Raw genomic sequence first — 20,604 nt, 5'->3', positions numbered from 1 at the left:
CTCCCGCCAGCTTTGCGAGCGGCCACAGCAAATGCGAATTCGGATTTAGCTGCAAGAGCTTGTCAGGACTACCGGAAATCTAAACTGGCGGTTGGCCCGCGCCCTGTGTATAACCCGGCCTTCGTAACCTTTGATAAGTAGCGGTTTTTGCTCAGGAGTTAAGGTCATGTCCGAGCGGTGGACGCCCGATAGCTGGCGCACCAGGCCGGTGTTGCAGGTCCCGGAATATCCCGATGCGAAGGCATTGGCCGATGTTGAGGCGCAGCTCGCCACGTTCCCCCCGCTGGTGTTCGCCGGCGAAGCCCGCAACCTGAAAAAGGCGCTGGCGCGCGTCGCGGCCGGCGAGGCCTTCCTGCTGCAGGGCGGCGATTGCGCCGAGAGCTTTGCCGAGCATGGCGCCAACAACATCCGCGACTTCTTCCGCGTGCTGCTGCAGATGGCTGTGGTCCTGACCTATGCCGGCGCGCTGCCGGTGGTGAAGGTCGGCCGCATCGCCGGGCAGTTCGCCAAACCGCGTTCGTCGAACACGGAAAAGGTCGGCGGCGTCGAGCTGCCGAGCTACCGCGGCGACATCATCAACGACATCGCCTTCACCCCGGAAGCGCGTATCCCCGATCCGCAGCGCCAGTTGATGGCCTACCGCCAGTCGGCGGCGACGCTGAACCTGCTGCGCGCGTTCGCCACCGGCGGCTTTGCCAATCTCGGCAGCGTGCATCAGTGGATGCTCGGCTTCCTCAAGGATTCCCCGCAGTCGCGCCGTTACAAGGAGCTGGCGGACCGTATCTCGGACGCGCTGAATTTCATGCGCGCCTGCGGCCTCGATCTGGAAAGCCATCCCGAACTGCGCGCCACCGATTTCTACACCAGCCACGAGGCGCTGCTGCTCGGCTACGAGCAGGCAATGACGCGGGTCGATTCGACGACCGGCGACTGGTACGCAACCTCCGGCCACATGATCTGGATCGGCGACCGCACCCGCCAGCTCGACCACGGCCATGTCGAATATTTCCGCGGCATCAAGAACCCGATCGGCCTGAAATGCGGTCCCTCGCTGAAGCCGGACGAGCTGTTGAAGCTGATCGACATCCTCAATCCCGACAACGAGCCGGGACGGCTGACGCTGATCAACCGCTTCGGCTCCGACAAGGTCGGCGATCATCTCGCGCCGCTGATCCGCGCCGTGCAGCGGGAAGGGCGGGTCGTGGTCTGGTCGTGCGATCCGATGCACGGCAACACCATCACCTCGACGACGGGCTACAAGACGCGGCCGTTCGACCGGGTGCTGTCGGAAGTGAAGTCGTTCTTCGCCATCCATGCGGCGGAGGGGACCCATGCCGGCGGCGTGCACCTGGAGATGACCGGGCAGGACGTCACCGAATGCATCGGCGGCGCCCGCGCCATCACCGACGAGGATCTCAACGACCGCTATCACACGGTCTGCGATCCCCGCCTCAACGCCGAACAATCGATCGATATGGCCTTCCTGATCGCCGAACTGCTCAAGCAGGAGCGGGCGGGCAAGGAAAAGCCGATGCCGGCGGTAGCGGGACTCTGACTTGCTGCGACTCTGGCGTGCCACCATCAACACACGTAACGGTCTCGCTTTTGCGATCCGCTCGGAGCAGGCCGTCCGCGAGGAATTGTTCGCGTTGGCGCTGTCGGTGCCGCTGGCCTGGCTGGTCGGTGCGACCGTCATGCGCCGCGTGGAACTGGTCGCGGCCGTCGCGTTTGTCCTGGTGGTCGAGATCCTCAATACCGCCATCGAGAAGCTCGCCGACCGGCTCACCACCGATCACGATCCGCAGATCGGGCGGGTCAAGGACATGGGTTCGGCGGCGGTCGGCGTCGCGCTGCTGATGGTCGGGGCGTTCTGGCTGTTTGCCATCGCCGAACGCATAGGCGCGTTCTAGATATGCGGTGCTGACATCAGGTCAGAACCGCATATCTAAGCTTTTGTTTTGACGCGTTTTCTTCACGCGAACCGGTGTCCACTTCGCTCGAAAACGCTATCAAAGCAAGCAATTGCAGTTTGCTCTTGTGCAAGGCACCATCGCCCCATGACCGACACCTTTACGATCACGCTGGCGCAGTTGAATCCGACGGTCGGCGATATCCCGGGCAACGCCGCCAAGGCGCGCGCCGCGCGCGACAAGGCCAAGGCCGATGGCGCCGATCTCATGGTGCTGCCCGAGCTGTTCATCTGCGGCTATCCGCCGGAAGATCTGGTCCTGAAACCGGCGCTCCAGGCCGCTTGCCGCGCCGCGGTCGAAGAGCTGGCGCGGGAGACCGCGGACGGCGGCCCGGCGGTGCTGATCGGCACGCCCTGGGTCGAGGACGACAAGCTCTATAACGCCTGCGCGCTGCTCGATCAGGGCCGCATCGCGGCGCTTCGCTTCAAGGCCAATTTGCCGAACTACGGCGTATTCGACGAGAAGCGCCTGTTTGCGCGCGGGCCTGCCGCGGGTCCGGTGACCGTCCGCGGCATCCGCGTCGGCGTCCCGATCTGCGAGGACATCTGGCTCGAAGAGTCCGAGGAATACGAAAACGTCGTCGAATGCCTCGCCGAGACCGGCGCGGAGATCCTCGTCGTGCCGAACGGTTCGCCCTACGCGCGCGACAAGAACGATCTGCGGCTCTCGATCGCGGTGGCCCGCGTCACCGAGAGCGGCTTGCCGCTGGTCTATCTCAACCAGATCGGCGGGCAGGACGAACTGGTGTTCGACGGCGCGTCGTTCGCACTGAACGCCGACCTTTCGGTCGCGGCGCAATTGCCGGCGTTCGAAGAGAGCATCGTCACGCTGCGCTGGAGCAAGGGCACCGAAGGCTGGCGCTGCGCGGGGCCGGTGGTGCCGCTCATCGAGGGCGACAAGGGCGATTACGCGGCCTGCGTGCTGGGCCTGCGAGATTACGTCCGCAAGAACGGCTTCCCCGGTGTGCTGCTCGGCGTCTCCGGTGGCATCGACTCCGCGCTGTGCGCGGCCATCGCGGTCGATGCGCTCGGCGCCGACCAGGTCCGCGGCGTGATGCTGCCGTTCCGTTTCACCGCGCAGGTGTCGCTGGATGATGCGGCGAAACTCGCGAAGGCGCTCGGCATCCGTTACGAGGTGCTGCCGATTGCCGATGCGGTCAACGGCTTTGAAAAGATCCTGTCCGGCCCGTTCGCCGGCCTGCCGCGCGACATCACCGAAGAGAATTTGCAGGCGCGCACCCGCGGCACGCTGTTGATGGCGATTTCGAACAAGACCGGCGCCATGGTGGTCACGACCGGCAACAAGTCGGAAATGTCTGTCGGCTACGCCACCATCTATGGCGACATGAATGGCGGCTTCAATCCGATCAAGGACATCTACAAGACCGAAGTGTTTCGCCTCTCCAGCCTGCGCAACGAGTGGAAGCCGGACGGCGCGCTCGGGCCCTCGGGCGAGGTGATTCCCGTCAACATCATCACCCGGCCGCCGACGGCTGAACTACGCGAGAACCAGACCGACCAGGATTCGCTGCCGCCTTACGAGATGCTGGATGGCATTCTCGAACGGCTGGTGGAGCGCGAGGAGCCGCTGGCCACGATCATCGCCGCCGGTTTCCCGGCTGACGTGGTGACGCGGATCGACCGGCTGCTGAACGTCGCCGAATACAAGCGGCGGCAGGCGGCGCCGGGCGTCAAGGTGACGGAAAAGAACTTTGGCCGCGACCGCCGCTATCCCATCACCAACCGCTTCCGCGACAACGGCAAGGCGCTGCCCGCGCCCGACGAAAAGCTGGTCGCTCGCGCCGGCCGCGCGTCGGCCGATGTATTCGACGGGTAAACGCGACGGCAGGATCTAAGCCGGCGCCCCGAAGAACAGCACCCGTATGAGGTGCGTGTACTCGGATTCGAAGACCATGATGGCTACGAACACCAGCACCAGCACCGGCGGCAGCAGGATGGCATAGGCGAGCGCCAGCCGCTCCCAGGCCATGTGCATGAAGACGGCAACGATCAGGCCGGCCTTCAGCACCATGAACAGCAGGATCAGCGACCATCTGAGATAGCCCTGGAGGCCAAAGTAGTCGACGAGATAGGAGCCCGTGCTGAGCACGAACAGCCATCCCCAGACCACGAGATAGAGCTTGATCGGATGCTGCTGCCCCTCTGCGTGGGCAGGTGCGACAGCGTCATGCACATGGGCATGCAGCGAAGGTCGTTGTGCTTCCAGATCGATTGCCACATTTGTCATGCGCTGACCTCACCACAGATAAAAGAAGGCAAAGATGAACACCCACACGAGATCGACGAAGTGCCAGTACAGCCCCATGATTTCGACGACCTCGTAATTCCCCTTCCTGCTCGTGAAAAAGCCGCGCCTTCCGACGTCGAAGTCTCCCCGCCAGACCTTTCGCGCGATGACGATCAGGAAGATCACGCCGATGGTCACGTGCGTGCCGTGAAAGCCGGTGATCATGAAGAAGCTGGAGCCGAACTGCGCCGCTCCCCAGGGATTTTCCCAGGGACGCACGCCCTCCCTGATCAGCTTGGTCCATTCGAAGGCCTGCATCCCGACGAACGTTGCGCCGAGGGCTGCCGTGAGCAGCATCAGGACCGCGGTTTTGACGCGATCGCGGCGGTAGCCGAAATTGACGGCCATCGCCATGGTCCCGCTGCTGCTGATCAGGATGAAGGTCATGATGGCGATCAGGATGAGGGGGATATGATGTCCCGCAATCTCGAGCGCGAACACCTCACTCGGATTTGGCCACGGCACGGTCGTGGACATGCGCGCCGTCATGTAGGACAAAAGGAAACAGCTGAAGATGAAGGTGTCGCTCAGGAGGAAGATCCACATCATGGCCTTCCCCCAGGAGACATTCTTGAAGGCTCGCTGATCCGAGGACCAATCGGCCGCAATGCCCTGCCAGCCGTCCGGCCGCGCAGGAGATAGTCCATGGGTTGTCAGTGCAGTCTCCGCCATCTGGCCTCTCCTAGGTGAGCAACCGGCGACAGATGTCGACGAAATCGTCCGTCCAGCCTGTCAGCAGACCGAGCAAGGCGAGCCAGACCAACAGCAGGAAGTGCCAGTAGATGGCGCAGAGCTCCACACTCAGGCGCATCTGGGTCATTTCAACGCCACGCCAGGCCTTGGCGGTCGTTCTGCCCAGCGCCACCAGGCCGCCGATCAGGTGTAGTCCGTGCGCGGCAGTGATCAGATAGAAGAAGGAATTGGCGGGATTGGACGCGACGAAATAGCCCGCGGCCCTCAGTTGTTGCCACGCCAATAGTTGCCCAACCAGGAATGTAACGGCGGCTACTCCTCCTGCGCACAGGCCGATGAGTACATCTTCCATGTTGTCGCGCCGCGCAGCCACGTAGGCCCATTGCAGCGCGACGCTGCTCAGGACCAGGACGGCCGTGTTGAACCACAGCAGTGCAGGCACGGGCAGTGTCCGCCAGTCCGTCATGTTCATGCGCATGGAGTAGGCGCTGATGAAGAGTGCGAACAGCGAGCCGACGACAGCGAGAAACACGCCCAGTCCGATCTTCGCCGCGGGCCAGGTCATTTCGTCCGTACCGGGAAAATCACCAAGCGCACCTTCTTCCAGCCAGGGTTTGGACATCAGCCGTTGCTGCGAGAGCCACCATCCGGCGATGACTGCAATGACCGCCATGAACAGGACAATGGCGCTCACGGCGCGGCTCCCTGTAGGACCGGCGTCGCCCGTGGCTGGTTCTGTGGAATGAAGTCCTGCGGTGCACCCGGCACGCTGTAGTCATAGGCCCATCGATAGACCACCGGGAGCTCCTTGCCCCAGTTGCCGTGCCCGGGCGGGGTCTCAGGAGTCTGCCACTCCAGACTTGTCGCCCGCCACGGATTGCCGCCTGACGGCCTGCCCTTGAAGTAGCTCCAGGTAAGGTTGAACAGGAACACCATCTGGGCGAAGCCCACGATCAAAGCCATGATGGAGATGAAGGCATTGAGCGTATGGGTCGATGAGGGGATGAACGCCGCCTCGCCGATGTCGTGATAGCGGCGCGGAACGCCGAGCAGTCCGATATAGTGCATGGGGAAGAAGATCAGATAGGCGCCGAGGAACGTGACCCAGAAATGAAATTTGCCCAGCACATCGTTGAGCATCCGTCCCGTGATCTTGGGGTACCAATGATAGATCGCGCCCAGCACGACCATGATCGGCGCCACGCCCATCACCATATGGAAATGCGCGACGACGAACATCGTATCCGATAGCGGGACATCCACGACCACGTTGCCGAGGAAGAGGCCGGTGAGCCCGCCGTTCACGAACGTAATGATGAAGCCGAGCGCAAACAGCATCGGGACGGTGAGATGGATGTCGCCGCGCCACAGGGTCAGCACCCAGTTGTAGACCTTGATGGCGGTCGGGATGGCGATGATGAGCGTCGTGGTGGCGAAGAAGAACCCGAATTTCGGGTGCATGCCGCTCACATACATGTGGTGCGCCCATACGACGAAGCTGAGCGCGCCGATCGCAACGATCGCCCAGACCATCATGCGATAGCCGAAGATGTTCTTCCGCGCATGGACGCTGATCAGATCGGAAACGATGCCGAAGGCGGGCAGGGCGACAATGTAGACCTCGGGATGGCCGAAGAACCAGAACAGGTGCTGGAACAGGATCGGGCTGCCGCCGCCGTACTTCATCTGCTGACCCATCTCGACCAGGGACGGCATGAAGAAGCTGGTTCCGAGCAGGCGGTCGAACAGCATCATGACGGAGGCGACGAACAGCGCCGGGAAGGCCAGTAGCGCCATGATGGTCGCGGTGAAGATGCCCCACACCGTCAGGGGCATACGCATCAACGTCATGCCGCGCGTGCGCGCCTGCAGCACGGTCACCACATAATTCAGGCCGCCCATCGTAAAGCCGATGATGAACAGGATCAGCGAGGCCAGCATCAGGATGATGCCCCAATCCTGCCCGGGAGTACCGGAGAGAATTGCCTGCGGCGGATACAGCGTCCAGCCGGCGCCGGTGGGCCCGCCGGGCACGAAGAACGTCGAGGCCAGCACCAGGACGGCCAGCAGGTAGACCCAGTAGCTCAGCATGTTCACATAGGGGAAGACCATGTCCCGGGCGCCGACCATCAGCGGGATCAGGTAGTTGCCGAAACCTCCGAGGAACAATGCCGTGAGCAAATAGATCACCATGATCATGCCGTGCATGGTGATGAACTGGAGATACTGGTTGGCGTCGATAAAGGAGAATGTACCGGGAAAGCCCAGTTGCAGCCGCATCAGCCACGACAGCACCAAAGCCACCAATCCGATTCCGGTGGCTGTGAGCGAGTACTGGATGGCGATGACTTTGGCGTCCTGCGAAAAGACGTACCGCGTCCACCAGCTCCTGGGATGATAGAGATCAACCTCCGGCACTTCGGCAAGCGGAATGTCTGCAGTCGCATCATATGGAACATCGACCATAGAAATACCTCCTCGGTCGTTTCCATCGGGCGTGAAGACTTCATCTCACGCGCCCGATCTGTCTTTGCTGCGGCCCTTACTTGCCGCCGGATCTGTACGTCGCCTTCGTAACGGCACGGCCTGACAATTCTGCGAACGTCTTCTGTTGCTCCAGCCAGGTGTGATATTCGCTTTCTTCCTGGACGATGACCTTGGCGCGCATCTGTGCGTGCGCCGCGCCACACAGCTCGGCGCACAGCACATCGAACGTTCCGGTGCGGATCGGAGTCATCCAGAAATAGGTGACCATGCCGGGCACCATATCCATCTTGGAGCGGAATTCGGGCACATAGAAATCGTGCAGGACATCGACGGAGCGGAGCAGGACCTTGACGGGTTTTCCGACCGGCAGGTGCAGCTCACCGCTTTCGATCACGACGTCGTCTTGCCCGTGCGGGTCGTCGCGATTCAGGCCCATGGGGTTTTCGGGACTGATGTAGCGAACATCGGTTGTGCCCATCCGGCCGTCCTTGCCCGGTAGGCGGAAGCTCCACTGCCACTGCTGGCCCATCACCTCGATCTCGGTGGCGTCAGCCGGAACCGTGACGAACTGGTGCCAGACAAATAAGCCCGGTGCCAACATGGCTGCGACGCCGATCGCCGTCCCGATGCTGAGCCACCATTCGAGCTTCTTGTTTTCCGGATTGTAGTGGGCCTGCCTTCCTTCCTTGTGATGAAAGCGGAAGACGCAATAGGCCATGAAAGCAATCACGGCGAAGAACACCACGCCGGTGATCCAGAAGGTGATGCTGATGGTGTGGTCGATGTAGCTCCAGTTCGTGGCAATCGGCGTCCACCACCACGGGCTGTAGATGTGAAACAGCACCGAGCCGACTGCGACCAACAGCAGTATGATAGCAACAGCCATCCTCATTCCTCCTTGCCATCAAAGGCAACGGAGACGAATCAAGGGGCGGAGCTCACACTTCTCTCGATGGCAGACTCCACATATGACATATGCGCCATCGCAGTGCGTCTTGCCTCGCCCATTTTGATCGGTCGCGACATCAAAAACGTGACACGGAACTCACGTTACGACCGCTAGTCACCAAATCGGGGCGTCTGAAATCAAGATGATACGCGTCGAGGCTGGCGTCAATAGAGCAATATGGAACTGTGGTTCGTGGATGTGCGCTGCACGATGCTCGAGCCGATGACGATCGCTTAATGATGACGCGCTGCACCAAAGAACTGAGCTCATACACAATTCACCCAACAGTGCGTGCTTTCTGCTTCCAACCGCGCTAAGCTCATCGGGCAGGTCGCGACAAGTTTCGTCCGGCTAAGCTCCTTTTGCTGCACTTGGGTTTGCCGAACCCGGCTCGACCGCGACTCTCGCACATCAGGGCGGAGGGCGCGCGGTTGCGGCGCGTCATTTTGACCGCCGCAACTTGAGAGCACGGGAGGGTCCGCATGGCCACTCTATATTCCGACAGCATCGCAAGATTTGGACGGCAGGTATTCGGCGAGGCCGCCACATATCCCATTCGCAAAATCGAGCTATCCGACCTTGGTGAGGCGCTGCGCCTGGGGTGGGAAGACTTCAAGGCAATGCCGAGCCATGCCGTTGTGGTGTGCGTGATTTATCCCGTTCTCGGTATTGCCCTGTTCAGGATGGTCCTCGGCTATTCGATACTGCCGCTGCTGTTCCCGCTGGCGGCCGGGTTCGCCTTGCTCGGACCCTTTGCCGCGATTGGCCTCTATGAGCTCAGCCGTCGCCGCGAGCGCGGCGAGGAACCTTCCGTGTCGGATGCGCTTCACGTGCTGCGGGCTCCCGCTTTCGGCGGCATGGTCGAACTCGGCGTGCTTCTGCTCGTTCTGTTTGGGGCCTGGATCGGGGTCGCGAACGCGATCTACGTTTCGATCTTCGGCCATGCGCCGGCCGCAAGCATCCCTGATTTCGCAACGCGCGTGCTGACGACACCGGAAGGATGGTCGCTCATCATCGTTGGGTGCGGCATCGGCTTCCTGTTCGCGGTCGTGGCGCTCTGCGTCAGTGCCGTGTCGTTTCCCTTGATGCTCGACCGGCACGCGACGGCAATCGACGCTATCCGGACCTCGCTGCGCGTTGTGATGAAGAATCCGGTTGCGATGGCCGCCTGGGGCCTGATCGTCGCGGCGCTGCTGGTGATCGGTTCGATCCCGCTCTTTGTGGGACTGGCCGTCGTTCTGCCGGTGCTCGGCCATGCCACCTGGCACCTGTACCGGAAAGCGGTGGAGCCGGACCCCAATCCGCCACAGGAAGAGGAGCCTCACCTTCGTAAAGGGCACCGCTACGCGGCGGATTTCCCGGCCAATCTGTTCCCGTGGAGCCGTGAGCGCGAGCCGTAGCCGCGAAACGCGAGCACGCGGCAGGGCGAGCACCGAAGGGCGGTGCCCGCCTGTCGGGATCAGCGCGCGTCGCCGGAAAGCGGGATGACGGTAAAGTCATCGCGCTTGAGGAGCTATTGCTTCGACGGGATGAAGGTCGGCCCGACCGTGCGGATCTGCTTGTCGTTGGCCGCAGCGGTCGTATCTGCCGGAGCAGCAGCCGGCGCCGGTGCGGCGGTGGTGCCAGCGGGAGCCGCGCCCTTCTTGGGCGGCGGCGTGCCCTTCGACTGCGCACGCTGCTGCATCCGCTTGGCGCTTTCCTCGGTGACGATGATGTCGCCCTGCTGTTCGACCGAGGCCTTGTCGTCGACGGATTTCAGCGCTTCGGACCAGGTCTGGCCTGCCGCCTTGCAGGAGCAGGAGGCGTTGAACTCGGTGCGGAATTTGAACGCGTTGGGCAACGACGAGTAGGGCTGGCCGGTGATCGAGACCGCCTGATTGATGTCCTCGCCGGGATTGCGATAGGTGAACAAGTTCGCCTCTGCCGCCGGGCAAAGCGCCTTGCAGGTCCGCTCGTCGTCCTGGAAACGCTGCTGGTAGGTGGCGAACGACACCGGGAAGTAGGCGCCGTCGCAGGTGCGGACGCAGACGGTGCGGAAGGTGCCGGATGGCGGACCGAGCTCGGCGCTGGGCGGCGGGATCGTGTTGTTGTTATTGTTGCCGAACAGACTGTCGATGAAATTGCCGGGGCCGCGGGCGGCGGTCGCATATTGCGGGCCGCAATTGTTCTGCGCCAGCGCCGTCAGCACCGAGCGGCGCTGGTTTTCACGGTCGGCGCCGCCGATGCCGCCGCTGCGCAGGCGCTCCAGGCTGGTGGTGATCTGGTCGAGATTGGCGCGCATCTGCTGGATCTGGTTGTTGACCGGGCTGCACTGTGCCGACTGGCCGTTGAACAGCGAGAAGAAGCCCGAGCTTTCGCAGCCCATGCGCTTGGCCTGCAGCGTGACGCGATCAAGTTCGGACTGCTGCTTGGCCTGGGCCTCCTGATAACGGCGGATCTGCTCATCCTTGGCGGGATCGCCGGTGCCGGCGCCGCGGTCGATGGTCGCCAGCTGCCCCTCGAGCCGGATGCAGATCGGATTGGCTTGCGCACCCTGCTGTGGCGGCGGAGGCGGTACGGCGCCGGGCGGCATCTGCGCCAGGGCGTCCTCGTTCGTCTGCGCCAAAGCGGGCGCGGCGATGCCGAGCAGGAGGGCGCAGGTCAAAATCCGACAGAGGAAGGGAATGGTGCGAATTTCCAGCATATCCGGCCATTGAGGGCTGATCCGCGCGGCTTCAAAGCCTGGTAGTGCGGCCAAGGCGGCATTCTGCGGCCAAGGCCGCATCCAATACCTGCTTCTCGGGGCAACGTCACGTCGTTTCCGGGGCGCGGATGTGGCAGGCCGGCCCTTGAAATTACGGGAAAAGCGCCTTTAGCGCTGGCAGGTAATGGCGACATAGTCGCCGCACGCCGGCCCAGAGCATTTCTCGCCGCCGCCGGCTGGAACCGTGCCGGTAACTTCGTCGGGCTCGACGCGGCGATAGGCGGTGGCCTGCGCAAATTCCCGTGACTGGCAGTAGGCGCGGGCGGCATGGGCGCCGCATTTGTCGCCCCGGGCGAGGCACTCGTCCACGCCGTAACCATCGGCCTGGTTGGCAACGATGAAAACGCGGCTGTCGGCGGAAGCGGCCGAGGCGGCAAGCAGGAAGAAGGCACAGGCGATGAGTGCGGAAGAGCGCATGGGGACACCGGCAGGGGAGAGGACCGCGCTCAGGGATAGGCCCAAAGGGTTAATAATGATTAACCAGGAGGGCCGAGCGGCGGCGAAAAGGAAGGTTCCGCGGTCTGATCGGCCTCAAATTGGGCGCGAGCAAGGCCTTGACGGCATCGTTCCGATACCGCAATGGTGGAACCATGAACGGTCTCCTCGCCATCTGCAGCATTTGCCGCGAGATTATTAGCTAGCGATTCGCTGGCTGAGGCCGTCTTTTCTCAAAAACTGAGATCACTGGACGCCCGGCCGCAAGGGATGGGTTTGTCATGCAGTTGCGCTTGTACGATACGTTGACCAAGGAAAAGCCGCCGTTCGTGCCGCTCGATGCCGGTAACGTCCGCATGTATGCCTGCGGACCGACCGTCTACGACTTCGCCCATATCGGCAACGGTCGCGCGGCGATCGTGTTCGATGTGCTGTTTCGTGTGCTGCGCCACCGCTATGGCGCCGATCACGTGACGTACGTTCGCAACATCACCGACGTCGACGACAAGATCAACGTCCGCGCCGCGCGCGATTATCCCGGCGTGCCGCTGAACGAGGCGATCCGCAAGGTCACCGAAGAGACCTATCAGCAGTATCAGGACGACGTCACCGCGCTAGGCTGCCTGGCGCCGACGGTGCAGCCGCGCGCGACCGAGCATATTCCGGAGATGCGGGCGATCATCGAGAAGCTGGTTGCCGGCGGCTTTGCCTATGTCGCCGAGGATCACGTGCTGTTCTCGCCGCAGGCGATGAACGAGGCCAATTCGGTGATGCCGCGCTATGGCGCGCTATCGAAGCGCTCGCTCGACGAAATGATCGCGGGTGCTCGTGTCGATGTCGCGCCCTACAAGCGTGATAACACCGACTTCGTGCTGTGGAAGCCGTCGAAGCCGGGCGAGCCGTCATGGGCCTCGCCATCGGGCATCAAGGTGGAGGGACGTCCCGGCTGGCATATCGAATGCTCGGCGATGGCCTGGAAGCATCTCGGCGAAAAATTCGACATTCATGGCGGCGGCATCGATCTGGTGTTTCCGCACCATGAGAACGAGCTCGCCCAGACCTGCTGCGCCTTCCATTCCGACCGCATGGCGAATGTCTGGATGCACAACGGCTTCCTGCAGATCGAGAGCGAGAAGATGTCGAAGTCGCTCGGCAACTTCTTCACGATCCGGGAATTGCTGGCCGATTGGCCGGGCGAGGTGCTGCGTCTGAGCATGCTCAGGACGCATTACCGTTCGCCGCTGGATTGGACCGCCAAGAGCGCGGAAGAGGCCGCGAAGACACTCGACGACTGGTATGCGATCGCGGCCGATGCCGAGGGCGGCGAGCCGTCGCCGGCGATGGTCGAGGCGCTATATGACGATCTCAACACCGCGCAGGCGATGGCGGTCCTGCACGGCCTGCGCAACGCTGCGGCGTCCGGCGGCGCGCGCGAACGCGGCGAGTTTGCCGCCTCGCTTCGGCTGCTCGGCTTCCTTTCGATGGGGGCTGCGGCATGGAAGGGACGCAAGCAGCAGGCGAGCGGCATCGATGCAGCAGAGGTCGATCGCCTGATTGCCGACCGTGCGGCGGCCCGGGCGCGAAAGGACTTCAAGGAGTCCGACCGCATCCGTGACCAACTCTCCGCCATGGGCGTTGCCATCAAGGACGGCAAGGACAAGGACGGAAAACCTGTGACCACATGGGAGGTCGCGTGATGGAAAAACCCGATACGCCTTTCCCGAAACACTGGCGTTATTACATCTTCATCAAATGGGCGTTGATCGTTGCCGCGGTCATCCTGGCCTTGAGATTGTTCGGAGTGTTTTGACGCGATGGGACAGGCTTTGCCCAAACCCGGCTTGCGGCCGTTTCTGCCGGCGGATGTTCCGATGCTGGCGGCGATCTTTGTCGCCGCCATCGAGGGGCTGACCGGCGATGATTACAGCGAGGCGCAGCAGGAAGCCTGGGCTGCGGCAGCCGAGGACGAGGAAAAATTCGGCAAGAAGCTCGCTGGACAGTTGACGCTGATCGCGACCATCCAGAACGCGCCGGTCGGATTTGCGTCCCTGAAGGGCGCTGACCATATCGACATGCTCTTTGTCCATCCGAGCGTGGCGGGGCAGGGCGTCGCTTCGATGCTGGTCGACGCGCTGGAAAAACTGGCGGGCGCGCGCGGTGCGAAAACCTTGACGGTCGACGCCAGCGACACCGCGGAGCCGCTGTTTCGAAAGCGCGGCTATACCGCCAAGCAGCGCAACACCGTCTCGCTCAATGGCGAATGGCTCGCCAACACCACGATGCAGAAGACGCTGGCAGACGCCGCGCCGGGAGCGCCACAATGAGCCGCGAACGTCTTTATCTCTTTGACACCACCCTGCGCGACGGCGCGCAGACCAACGGCGTCGATTTCACGCTGCATGACAAGCAGATCATCGCGCAGATGCTGGATGAGCTCGGCATCGATTATGTCGAGGGCGGCTATCCCGGCGCCAATCCGACCGACACTGAATTCTTTGCCGCGAAGCCAAAATTCGAGAGCGCCAAATTCACCGCGTTCGGCATGACCCGCCGTCCGGGCCGTTCGGCCTCGAACGATCCGGGGCTGGCGGGGCTATTGGAAGCCAAGGCCGATGCGATCTGCTTTGTCGCCAAATCATCCGCCTATCAGGTGCGGGTGGCGCTCGAGACCACCAACGAGGAAAACCTCGCCTCGATCCGCGACAGCGTCAGCGCGGCCAAGGCTGCGGATCGCGAGGTGATGGTCGATTGCGAGCACTTCTTCGACGGCTACAAGGAGAACGCCGATTTCGCGCTGGCCTGTGCGAAGGCCGCTTATGATTCCGGGGCGCGCTGGGTGGTGCTGTGCGACACCAATGGCGGCACCATGCCGCATGAAGTCGAAACCATCGTCGGCGCTGTGACAAAGCACATCCCGGGCAGCCATGTCGGCATCCACGCCCATAACGACACCGAGCAGGCGGTCGCCAATTCGCTGGCCGCGGTGCGCGCCGGCGCGCGGCAGATCCAGGGTACGCTGAATGGGCTCGGCGAGCGCTGCGGCAACGCCAATCTCTGTTCGCTGATCCCGACGCTGCGCCTGAAGAACGAATTCTCCGACGCCTTTGAGATCGGCGTCACGGACGAGAAGATGGCGACGCTGATGAAGGTGTCGCGCACCCTCGACGACATGCTCAACCGCGCGCCGAACCGCCACGCGCCTTACGTCGGCGAGAGCGCCTTCGTGACCAAGACCGGCATTCATGCCTCCGCGGTCCTGAAGGACCCCCAGACCTACGAGCACGTATCGCCCGAATCCGTCGGCAACCACCGCAAGGTGCTGGTATCGGACCAGGCCGGCCGTTCCAACGTGATGGCCGAGCTCGACCGCGCCGGCATTCCTTACGAAAAGAGCGATCCGAAACTGGCGCGGCTGGTCGAGGAATTGAAGGAGCGGGAGGCGGCGGGCTTCGCCTATGAATCCGCCAACGCCTCGTTCGACCTGTTGGCGCGGCGCACGCTCGGCCGGGTGCCGGAATATTTCAAGGTCGAGCAGTTCGACGTCAATGTCGAGCAGCGCTACAACGCCAACGGCCAGCGCGTCACGGTCGCGCTCGCCGTGGTGAAGGTCGACGTCGCCGGCGAGCGGCTGATCTCGGCCGCGGAAGGCAACGGCCCCGTCAACGCGCTCGACGTCGCGCTGCGCAAGGATCTCGGCAAGTACCAGAAGTACATCGAGGGCCTGAAGCTGATCGATTACCGCGTGCGTATCCTCAATGGCGGTACGGAAGCGGTCACGCGTGTCCTGATCGAGAGCGAGGACGAAAACGGCGAGAGCTGGACCACCGTCGGCGTGTCGCCGAACATCATCGACGCCTCGTTCCAGGCGCTGATGGATTCGGTGGTCTACAAGCTGGTGAAATCAGGCGCGCCGGTGTGAGGTGACGCAAAGCGGCGTCGCAAACGCGCCGTCATTGCGAGCGAAGCGAAGCAATCCATCGTGCCGCAAAGAAAGTATGGATTGCTTCGTCGCAAGGGCTCCCTTGCGCAAACGCCTTGCGTTTGTCGCAGGCAATGACGGGGAGAGAGCAGGGGGCCAATCCATGATCGACCACATCTCCGTCGGCGTTGCTGACCTCGAACGGTCCGCGCGTTTCTATGAAGCGACGCTTGCAGCCCTCGGCCTGTCGCGCTTGGTGACGCGGCCCGCCACCATCGGCTTCGGCAAGACCTATCCCGAATTCTGGATCAACCTGCGCGCCGGCATGGCGCCTGTGCCGCCGGAGAGCGGCACGCACATCTGCCTTCGCGCGAAATCATCTGCCGATGTCGATGCGTTTCATGCCGCCGCGTTAGAAACCGGCGGCCGTTCCGACGGCGCGCCGGGCCTGCGCCCGCATGATCGCGTAAAGTATTACGCGGCCTTCGTCATCGATCCCGACGGCAACCGCATCGAGGCGGTGACGTTTCCGGCCGAGTGAAATCGTAATGGCTACAACTTCCGCGCCAATTCCGGCGCCATCTCCTTGGCGCCCGCCGGAGCACGCGCAGCGGCGGCGCGCAGCCGCGGCACGATGTCCTCGACCTGGTCGGCTTTGAGAATGTCGATCTCGAACGGCGGGCGGATGAATTTGGTTTCGCGCATATGCGTGAGCAGCGCAAACAGCGGTTCCCAGAAGCCGTCGATATTGGCGAGCAGTACCGGCTTGGTGTGACGGCCGAGCTGCTGCCACGTTACCTGCTCGACCAGTTCTTCCAGCGTGCCGACGCCGCCCGGCAGCGCCACGAACGCGTCGGAGTGTTCGAACATCAGCCGCTTGCGCTCGTGCATGTCGGGCGTGACGATCATTTCCTGAACGCGCTTCAGCATATGTTCGCGCGATCGCAGGAAATCCGGGATGATACCGGTGACCAGGCCGCCGTGATCCAGCGTCGACTTGGCGATCGCACCCATCAGCCCGACCGATCCGCCGCCATAGACGAGGCGGATATTGTTCTCGGCAAAAGCCTTTCCCAGGGCTTGGGCAGCTTCCACAAAGCGGGGGTTGGAACCAGGGCCGGAGCCGCAATAGACACAAACGGTTTTGATTTGATCGGTGTTGATTTGATCCATGGAGATCATGTGGCACTGCACTCGGTAAAGCTCAAGTCCGGTGGAATTCGGTGATGCAGCACAAATAAGCCCGAAATCAAACCAAACGGGGGAAAGATTTATCTTTCAAGGCTGTACGGGGGAGGTAAAGGCTCTATATGACGTCCATATGCAGACTACCGAAAATTCCCTGAAGGCGACCGGTGCGCCACCTTGCCGTGAGCGCGACGCCAATGGCTGAGCCTGATTCGCGCGCCGATGCCGTTGCTGCCGAGCCGGCCGGCGCTTCGCCCGACAAGGCGACCCTGGTCGGGACGCTGGTGCATCTGTGGCCCTATATCTGGCCCGGCGACCGCGCCGACCTGAAGATGCGCGTGGTCTGGTCGATGGTGCTGCTGCTGGCGGCCAAGCTCGCGACGCTGATCGTTCCGTTCACCTTCAAATGGGCGATCGATGCGCTCAACGGCATGGGCACGGCGCCGGTCGAGCCGTCGAACTGGATGCTGTGGTTGATCGCCTCGCCCTTGCTGATGACCGCAAGCTACGGCACGGTGAGGGTCCTGATGGCGGTGCTGACGCAGTTTCGCGACGGCATCTTCGCCCGCGTCGCGATGCACGCGGTGCGCAAACTCGCCTATATCACCTTCGTTCACATGCACGAATTGTCGCTGCGCTTTCACCTGGAGCGCAAGACCGGCGGCCTGACGCGGGTGCTGGAGCGCGGCCGCACCGGCATCGAGGTGATCGTGCGGATGGTGATCCTGCAGCTGATCCCGACCATCGTCGAGGTCGCGCTGTTGATGGCGGTGCTGCTGTGGCAGTTCGACTGGCGCTACGTGCTGGTCACCGCTGTTACCGTCGTGATCTACATGTACTACACCTACATCGCGACCGAATGGCGGATCGAGATCCGCCGCAAGATGAACGATTCCGACACCGAGGCGAACACCAAGGCGATCGACTCGCTGCTCAACTACGAGACGGTGAAATATTTCAGCGCCGAGACGCGCGAGGCCGAGCGCTACGACCGCTCGATGGAGCGCTACGAGCGCAACAGCGTGAAAACCTATACGTCGCTCGCGGTGCTCAACACCGGGCAGGCGATCATCTTCACCTTTGGCCTCACCGCAACCATGCTGATGTGCGCGCTCGGCGTGCGCAACGGCACCAACACGGTCGGTGATTTCGTCATGATCAACACCATGATGATCCAGCTCTACCAGCCGCTGAACTTCATGGGTATGGTCTATCGCGAGATCAAGCAGGCGATCATCGACATCGAGAAGATGTTCAACGTGCTGTCGCGCAATCCGGAGATCAAGGACATCCCGGACGCCGCGCCGCTGACCGTCAGCGCCGGCAATGTGCGCTTCGACGATGTGCGCTTTGCCTACGATCCGGAGCGGCCGATCCTCAAAGGCCTGAGCTTCGAGGTGCCGGCCGGCAAGACGGTAGCGATCGTAGGGCCTTCCGGCGCCGGCAAGTCGACGATTTCGCGGTTGCTGTTCCGTCTCTACGACGTCTCCAGCGGCAAGATCCTGATCGACGGCCAGGATATCCGCAACGTCACGCAGGCGTCGCTCCGCGCCTCGATCGGCATGGTGCCGCAGGACACCGTGCTGTTCAACGACACCATCCGCTACAACATCCGCTACGGCCGCTGGGACGCCAGCGATGCCGAAGTGGAGCAGGCGGCGCAACTGGCGCAAATCGACAGCTTCATCCGCCATTCGCCGAAGGGCTACGAGACCCAGGTCGGTGAGCGCGGACTGAAACTGTCCGGCGGCGAGAAGCAGCGCGTGGCGATTGCGCGCACCGTGCTGAAGGCGCCGCCGATCCTGGTGCTGGACGAGGCGACGTCGGCGCTCGACAGCCACACCGAGCATGAAATCCAGGAAGCGCTGGAGCGTGTCTCGCGCGGCCGCACCTCGCTGGTGATCGCGCACCGGCTTTCGACTATCGTCGGCGCCGACGAAATTATCGTGCTCGATCAAGGCCGCATCGCCGAGCGCGGCACCCATGTCAGGCTTCTGGCCGCCGGTGGGCTTTACGCCAGCATGTGGAACAGGCAGCGCGAGGCCGAGGAAGCGCGGGAGAAGCTCGCGCAGATGGACGAGGGCAACGAAGCGCCGAACCGCGCGCCGCCGCCGGTCGATGATCCCCTCAGCGATCCCTCCAAGGACCCGCCCAAATCCAAAGATTCCTTGGCAACAGCCGCGGAATAATCCAAATACGGCGCGAATTCCCGACGGAAGTCGGCCAGATAACAGCGAGCCCTAATGTCGATTGCGAATTCCATCCGCGCGCAGATCCCGCCAATCCATCCCGAGGGCTATCCCTTCATCGGCGCCTTTGCGCTGACCAGCCTGATCCTGTTCTGGATCTGGACGCCGCTCGGCTGGATCGCTACCGGCCTGACCGTCTGGTGCGCGCTGTTCTTCCGCGATCCCGTCCGCGTGACGCCGGTGCGCGACGGCATCGTGGTGTCGCCGGCCGACGGCCGCGTCTCGATGGTGGCGCAGGTGCTGCCGCCGGCCGAACTCGGCCTCGGCGACCGGCCGCTGCCGCGCATCTCGATCTTCATGAGCGTGTTCAACTGCCACGTGAACCGCAGCCCGGTGGCGGGCCGCATCGACCGCATCGCCTACCGTCCCGGCACCTTCATCAACGCCGAGCTCGACAAGGCCAGCGAAGACAATGAGCGCAACTCGTTGGTGATCTCGAGTACCAACGGCCGGATCGGCGTGGTCCAGATCGCCGGCCTGGTGGCGCGGCGGATTGTCTCATTCGTGCGGGAAGGCCAGTCAATCGGCGCCGGAGAACGGTTCGGCCTGATCCGGTTCGGCTCGCGTCTGGACGTCTATCTGCCGGAAGGCACGCGGGCGCTGGTTTCCGAGGGCCAGACCGCGATTGCGGGCGAGACGATTTTGGCCGATTTCGGCTCCAGCGAGCAGGGCCGGGCATTCCGAGCCGATTAACCCTCTGAACGGGTGATTTTGCCGCTCGGCCGCCCAATGGCGAACCGGGCGGGCGCTTGCTATATAATAGCCGGCTATGCTGATCCCGGACCCCAAAGACCCTGAACTGCGCCGCCGCCGGTTTCGCCCGATCCCGGTGCGGATGCTGGTGCCCAACGTCATCACGCTGCTGGCGATCTGCGCCGGTCTGACGGCGATCCGCCTGTCGATCGAGGGACGGATGGAGCTCGCGGTCGCCGCGATCGTATTCGCGGCCGTGCTCGACGGTGTCGACGGGCGCGTCGCGCGCATGATCAAGGGCCAGTCGAAATTCGGCGCCGAACTCGACAGCCTCGCCGATTTCGTCAATTTCGGCGTCGCGCCGGGCCTGATGCTGTATTTCTGGCAGCTCCAGGAATTGGCCAATGGCGGCTGGATCGCGGCGATGGTGTTTGCAATCGCGGGCGGCCTGCGCCTGGCGCGCTTCAACGCCAGTATCGACGATCCGAACAAGCCTGCCTTTGCGGCGAATTATTTCACCGGCGTGCCGGCGCCGGCTGGCGCGATCCTGGCGATGCTGCCGTTCTATCTGGCGTTTCTCGGCATCTCGAAACCGCCGGCCACGCTGACCGCGGCCTATACGCTCCTGATCGGATTCCTGATGGTGTCGCGGTTGCCGGTGTTCTCCGGCAAGACGGTGAAGATGCGGGTGCCGCCGGAAATGGTGCTGCCGGTCTTCGTCTCCGTCGTGTTCTTCGTCGCACTGCTGATCGGCTATCCCTGGCACATCCTGTCGATCGGCTCGGTGCTCTATCTCCTGAGCCTACCCTGGGGCTGGAAGTCCTATCGCGATCATGAGCGCAATGCGGCTGCCGCGCAGCCGGCTGCGGCGTCCGAAGCCGCCGCGCCGTCATCCGCCGCAGCGCCGTTCTCGCCGGCCTCCGGCGAGACCAAGGACGAACGGCCGGCGCGGTTGAACTGAGTCCGCCCCG

Annotated in this window: 19 protein-coding genes; 11 read left to right on the top strand and 8 right to left on the bottom strand. The window is 63.0% G+C overall.

Annotation, left to right across the window (positions count from 1 at the left end; genetic code table 11):
* The first annotated feature begins 166 nt into the window (after positions 1–166).
* From CQ14_RS06570 to CQ14_RS06560, 3 genes are all read left to right on the top strand, one after another.
* A complete protein-coding gene (locus CQ14_RS06570; protein ID WP_057857106.1) occupies positions 167–1,555 on the top strand; it encodes a class II 3-deoxy-7-phosphoheptulonate synthase in 1,389 nt (462 codons plus the stop codon).
* A 1-nt stretch (position 1,556) separates the two neighbouring features.
* The gene (locus tag CQ14_RS06565) at positions 1,557–1,910 is read left to right on the top strand and encodes a diacylglycerol kinase (RefSeq protein ID WP_057839226.1); all 354 of its coding nucleotides are present in this window, start codon (positions 1,557–1,559) and stop codon (positions 1,908–1,910) included.
* Between the two features lie 147 nt (positions 1,911–2,057).
* Entirely contained in the window at positions 2,058–3,806 is a 1,749-nt protein-coding gene (locus CQ14_RS06560; protein WP_057857105.1) for an NAD+ synthase, read from the top strand.
* Positions 3,807–3,821: 15 nt separating this feature from the next.
* On the opposite strand, the gene CQ14_RS06555 is transcribed toward CQ14_RS06560, so the two are convergent.
* From CQ14_RS06555 to CQ14_RS06535, 5 genes are all read right to left on the bottom strand, one after another.
* Entirely contained in the window at positions 3,822–4,217 is a 396-nt protein-coding gene (locus CQ14_RS06555; protein WP_057857104.1) for a cytochrome C oxidase subunit IV family protein, read from the bottom strand.
* A 9-nt stretch (positions 4,218–4,226) separates the two neighbouring features.
* Complete coding sequence (locus CQ14_RS06550) at positions 4,227–4,949, bottom strand: heme-copper oxidase subunit III family protein (RefSeq protein WP_057857103.1); 723 nt, start codon at positions 4,947–4,949, stop codon at positions 4,227–4,229.
* Between the two features lie 10 nt (positions 4,950–4,959).
* Positions 4,960–5,664, bottom strand: coding sequence for a cytochrome c oxidase subunit 3 (locus tag CQ14_RS06545; protein WP_057857102.1), 705 nt, complete (start codon positions 5,662–5,664; stop codon positions 4,960–4,962).
* The gene (locus CQ14_RS06540) at positions 5,661–7,436 is read right to left on the bottom strand and encodes a cbb3-type cytochrome c oxidase subunit I (RefSeq protein ID WP_057857101.1); all 1,776 of its coding nucleotides are present in this window, start codon (positions 7,434–7,436) and stop codon (positions 5,661–5,663) included. Before CQ14_RS06540 ends, CQ14_RS06545 begins: the two co-directional genes overlap by 4 nt.
* A 76-nt stretch (positions 7,437–7,512) precedes the next feature.
* Positions 7,513–8,343: a cytochrome c oxidase subunit II gene (locus tag CQ14_RS06535; RefSeq protein WP_057857100.1), complete on the bottom strand. Its 831-nt coding sequence runs from the start codon at positions 8,341–8,343 to the stop codon at positions 7,513–7,515.
* A gap of 545 nt (positions 8,344–8,888) precedes the next feature.
* Between CQ14_RS06535 and CQ14_RS06530 the strand changes: the two genes are divergently transcribed.
* Positions 8,889–9,806 carry a DUF2189 domain-containing protein gene (locus CQ14_RS06530; RefSeq protein WP_057857099.1) on the top strand — a complete coding sequence of 306 codons (918 nt, stop codon included), beginning with the start codon at positions 8,889–8,891 and terminating at the stop codon, positions 9,804–9,806.
* A 113-nt stretch (positions 9,807–9,919) separates the two neighbouring features.
* On the opposite strand, the gene CQ14_RS06525 is transcribed toward CQ14_RS06530, so the two are convergent.
* Positions 9,920–11,089, bottom strand: a complete 1,170-nt coding sequence (locus CQ14_RS06525; RefSeq protein WP_082649732.1) for a DUF2865 domain-containing protein — start codon at positions 11,087–11,089, stop codon at positions 9,920–9,922.
* 168 nt (positions 11,090–11,257) lie between these two features.
* A complete protein-coding gene (locus CQ14_RS06520; protein ID WP_057857098.1) occupies positions 11,258–11,566 on the bottom strand; it encodes a hypothetical protein in 309 nt (102 codons plus the stop codon).
* A 299-nt stretch (positions 11,567–11,865) separates the two neighbouring features.
* Between CQ14_RS06520 and cysS the strand changes: the two genes are divergently transcribed.
* From cysS to CQ14_RS06500, 4 genes are all read left to right on the top strand, one after another.
* Positions 11,866–13,281, top strand: coding sequence for a cysteine--tRNA ligase (cysS, locus tag CQ14_RS06515; RefSeq protein ID WP_057857097.1), 1,416 nt, complete (start codon positions 11,866–11,868; stop codon positions 13,279–13,281).
* Positions 13,282–13,398: 117 nt separating this feature from the next.
* A complete protein-coding gene (locus CQ14_RS06510) occupies positions 13,399–13,908 on the top strand; it encodes a GNAT family N-acetyltransferase (protein WP_057857096.1) in 510 nt (169 codons plus the stop codon).
* A complete protein-coding gene (gene cimA / locus CQ14_RS06505; RefSeq protein WP_057857095.1) occupies positions 13,905–15,503 on the top strand; it encodes a citramalate synthase in 1,599 nt (532 codons plus the stop codon). The genes CQ14_RS06510 and cimA overlap by 4 nt, the downstream gene beginning before the upstream one ends.
* Before the next feature lie 163 nt (positions 15,504–15,666).
* Entirely contained in the window at positions 15,667–16,044 is a 378-nt protein-coding gene (locus tag CQ14_RS06500; protein ID WP_057857094.1) for a VOC family protein, read from the top strand.
* 11 nt (positions 16,045–16,055) lie between these two features.
* Here CQ14_RS06500 and CQ14_RS06495 read toward each other — a convergent pair whose 3' ends face one another.
* A complete protein-coding gene (locus CQ14_RS06495) occupies positions 16,056–16,676 on the bottom strand; it encodes an LOG family protein (protein ID WP_057857093.1) in 621 nt (206 codons plus the stop codon).
* Between the two features lie 212 nt (positions 16,677–16,888).
* Here CQ14_RS06495 and CQ14_RS06490 point away from each other — a divergent pair, with 212 nt between their 5' ends.
* From CQ14_RS06490 to CQ14_RS06480, 3 genes are all read left to right on the top strand, one after another.
* Positions 16,889–18,880, top strand: a complete 1,992-nt coding sequence (locus CQ14_RS06490; protein ID WP_057857092.1) for an ABCB family ABC transporter ATP-binding protein/permease — start codon at positions 16,889–16,891, stop codon at positions 18,878–18,880.
* Positions 18,881–18,934: 54 nt separating this feature from the next.
* On the top strand, positions 18,935–19,633 hold the full coding sequence (locus tag CQ14_RS06485; RefSeq protein ID WP_057857091.1) for a phosphatidylserine decarboxylase: 699 nt from the start codon (positions 18,935–18,937) through the stop codon (positions 19,631–19,633).
* 76 nt (positions 19,634–19,709) lie between these two features.
* Complete coding sequence (locus CQ14_RS06480; protein ID WP_057857090.1) at positions 19,710–20,594, top strand: CDP-alcohol phosphatidyltransferase family protein; 885 nt, start codon at positions 19,710–19,712, stop codon at positions 20,592–20,594.
* Positions 20,595–20,604 lie beyond the last annotated feature (10 nt).

Source organism: Bradyrhizobium lablabi, from assembly GCF_001440475.1.
Classification (GTDB): domain Bacteria; phylum Pseudomonadota; class Alphaproteobacteria; order Rhizobiales; family Xanthobacteraceae; genus Bradyrhizobium; species Bradyrhizobium lablabi.
This window is presented reverse-complemented; position numbering and strand designations above follow the sequence as displayed.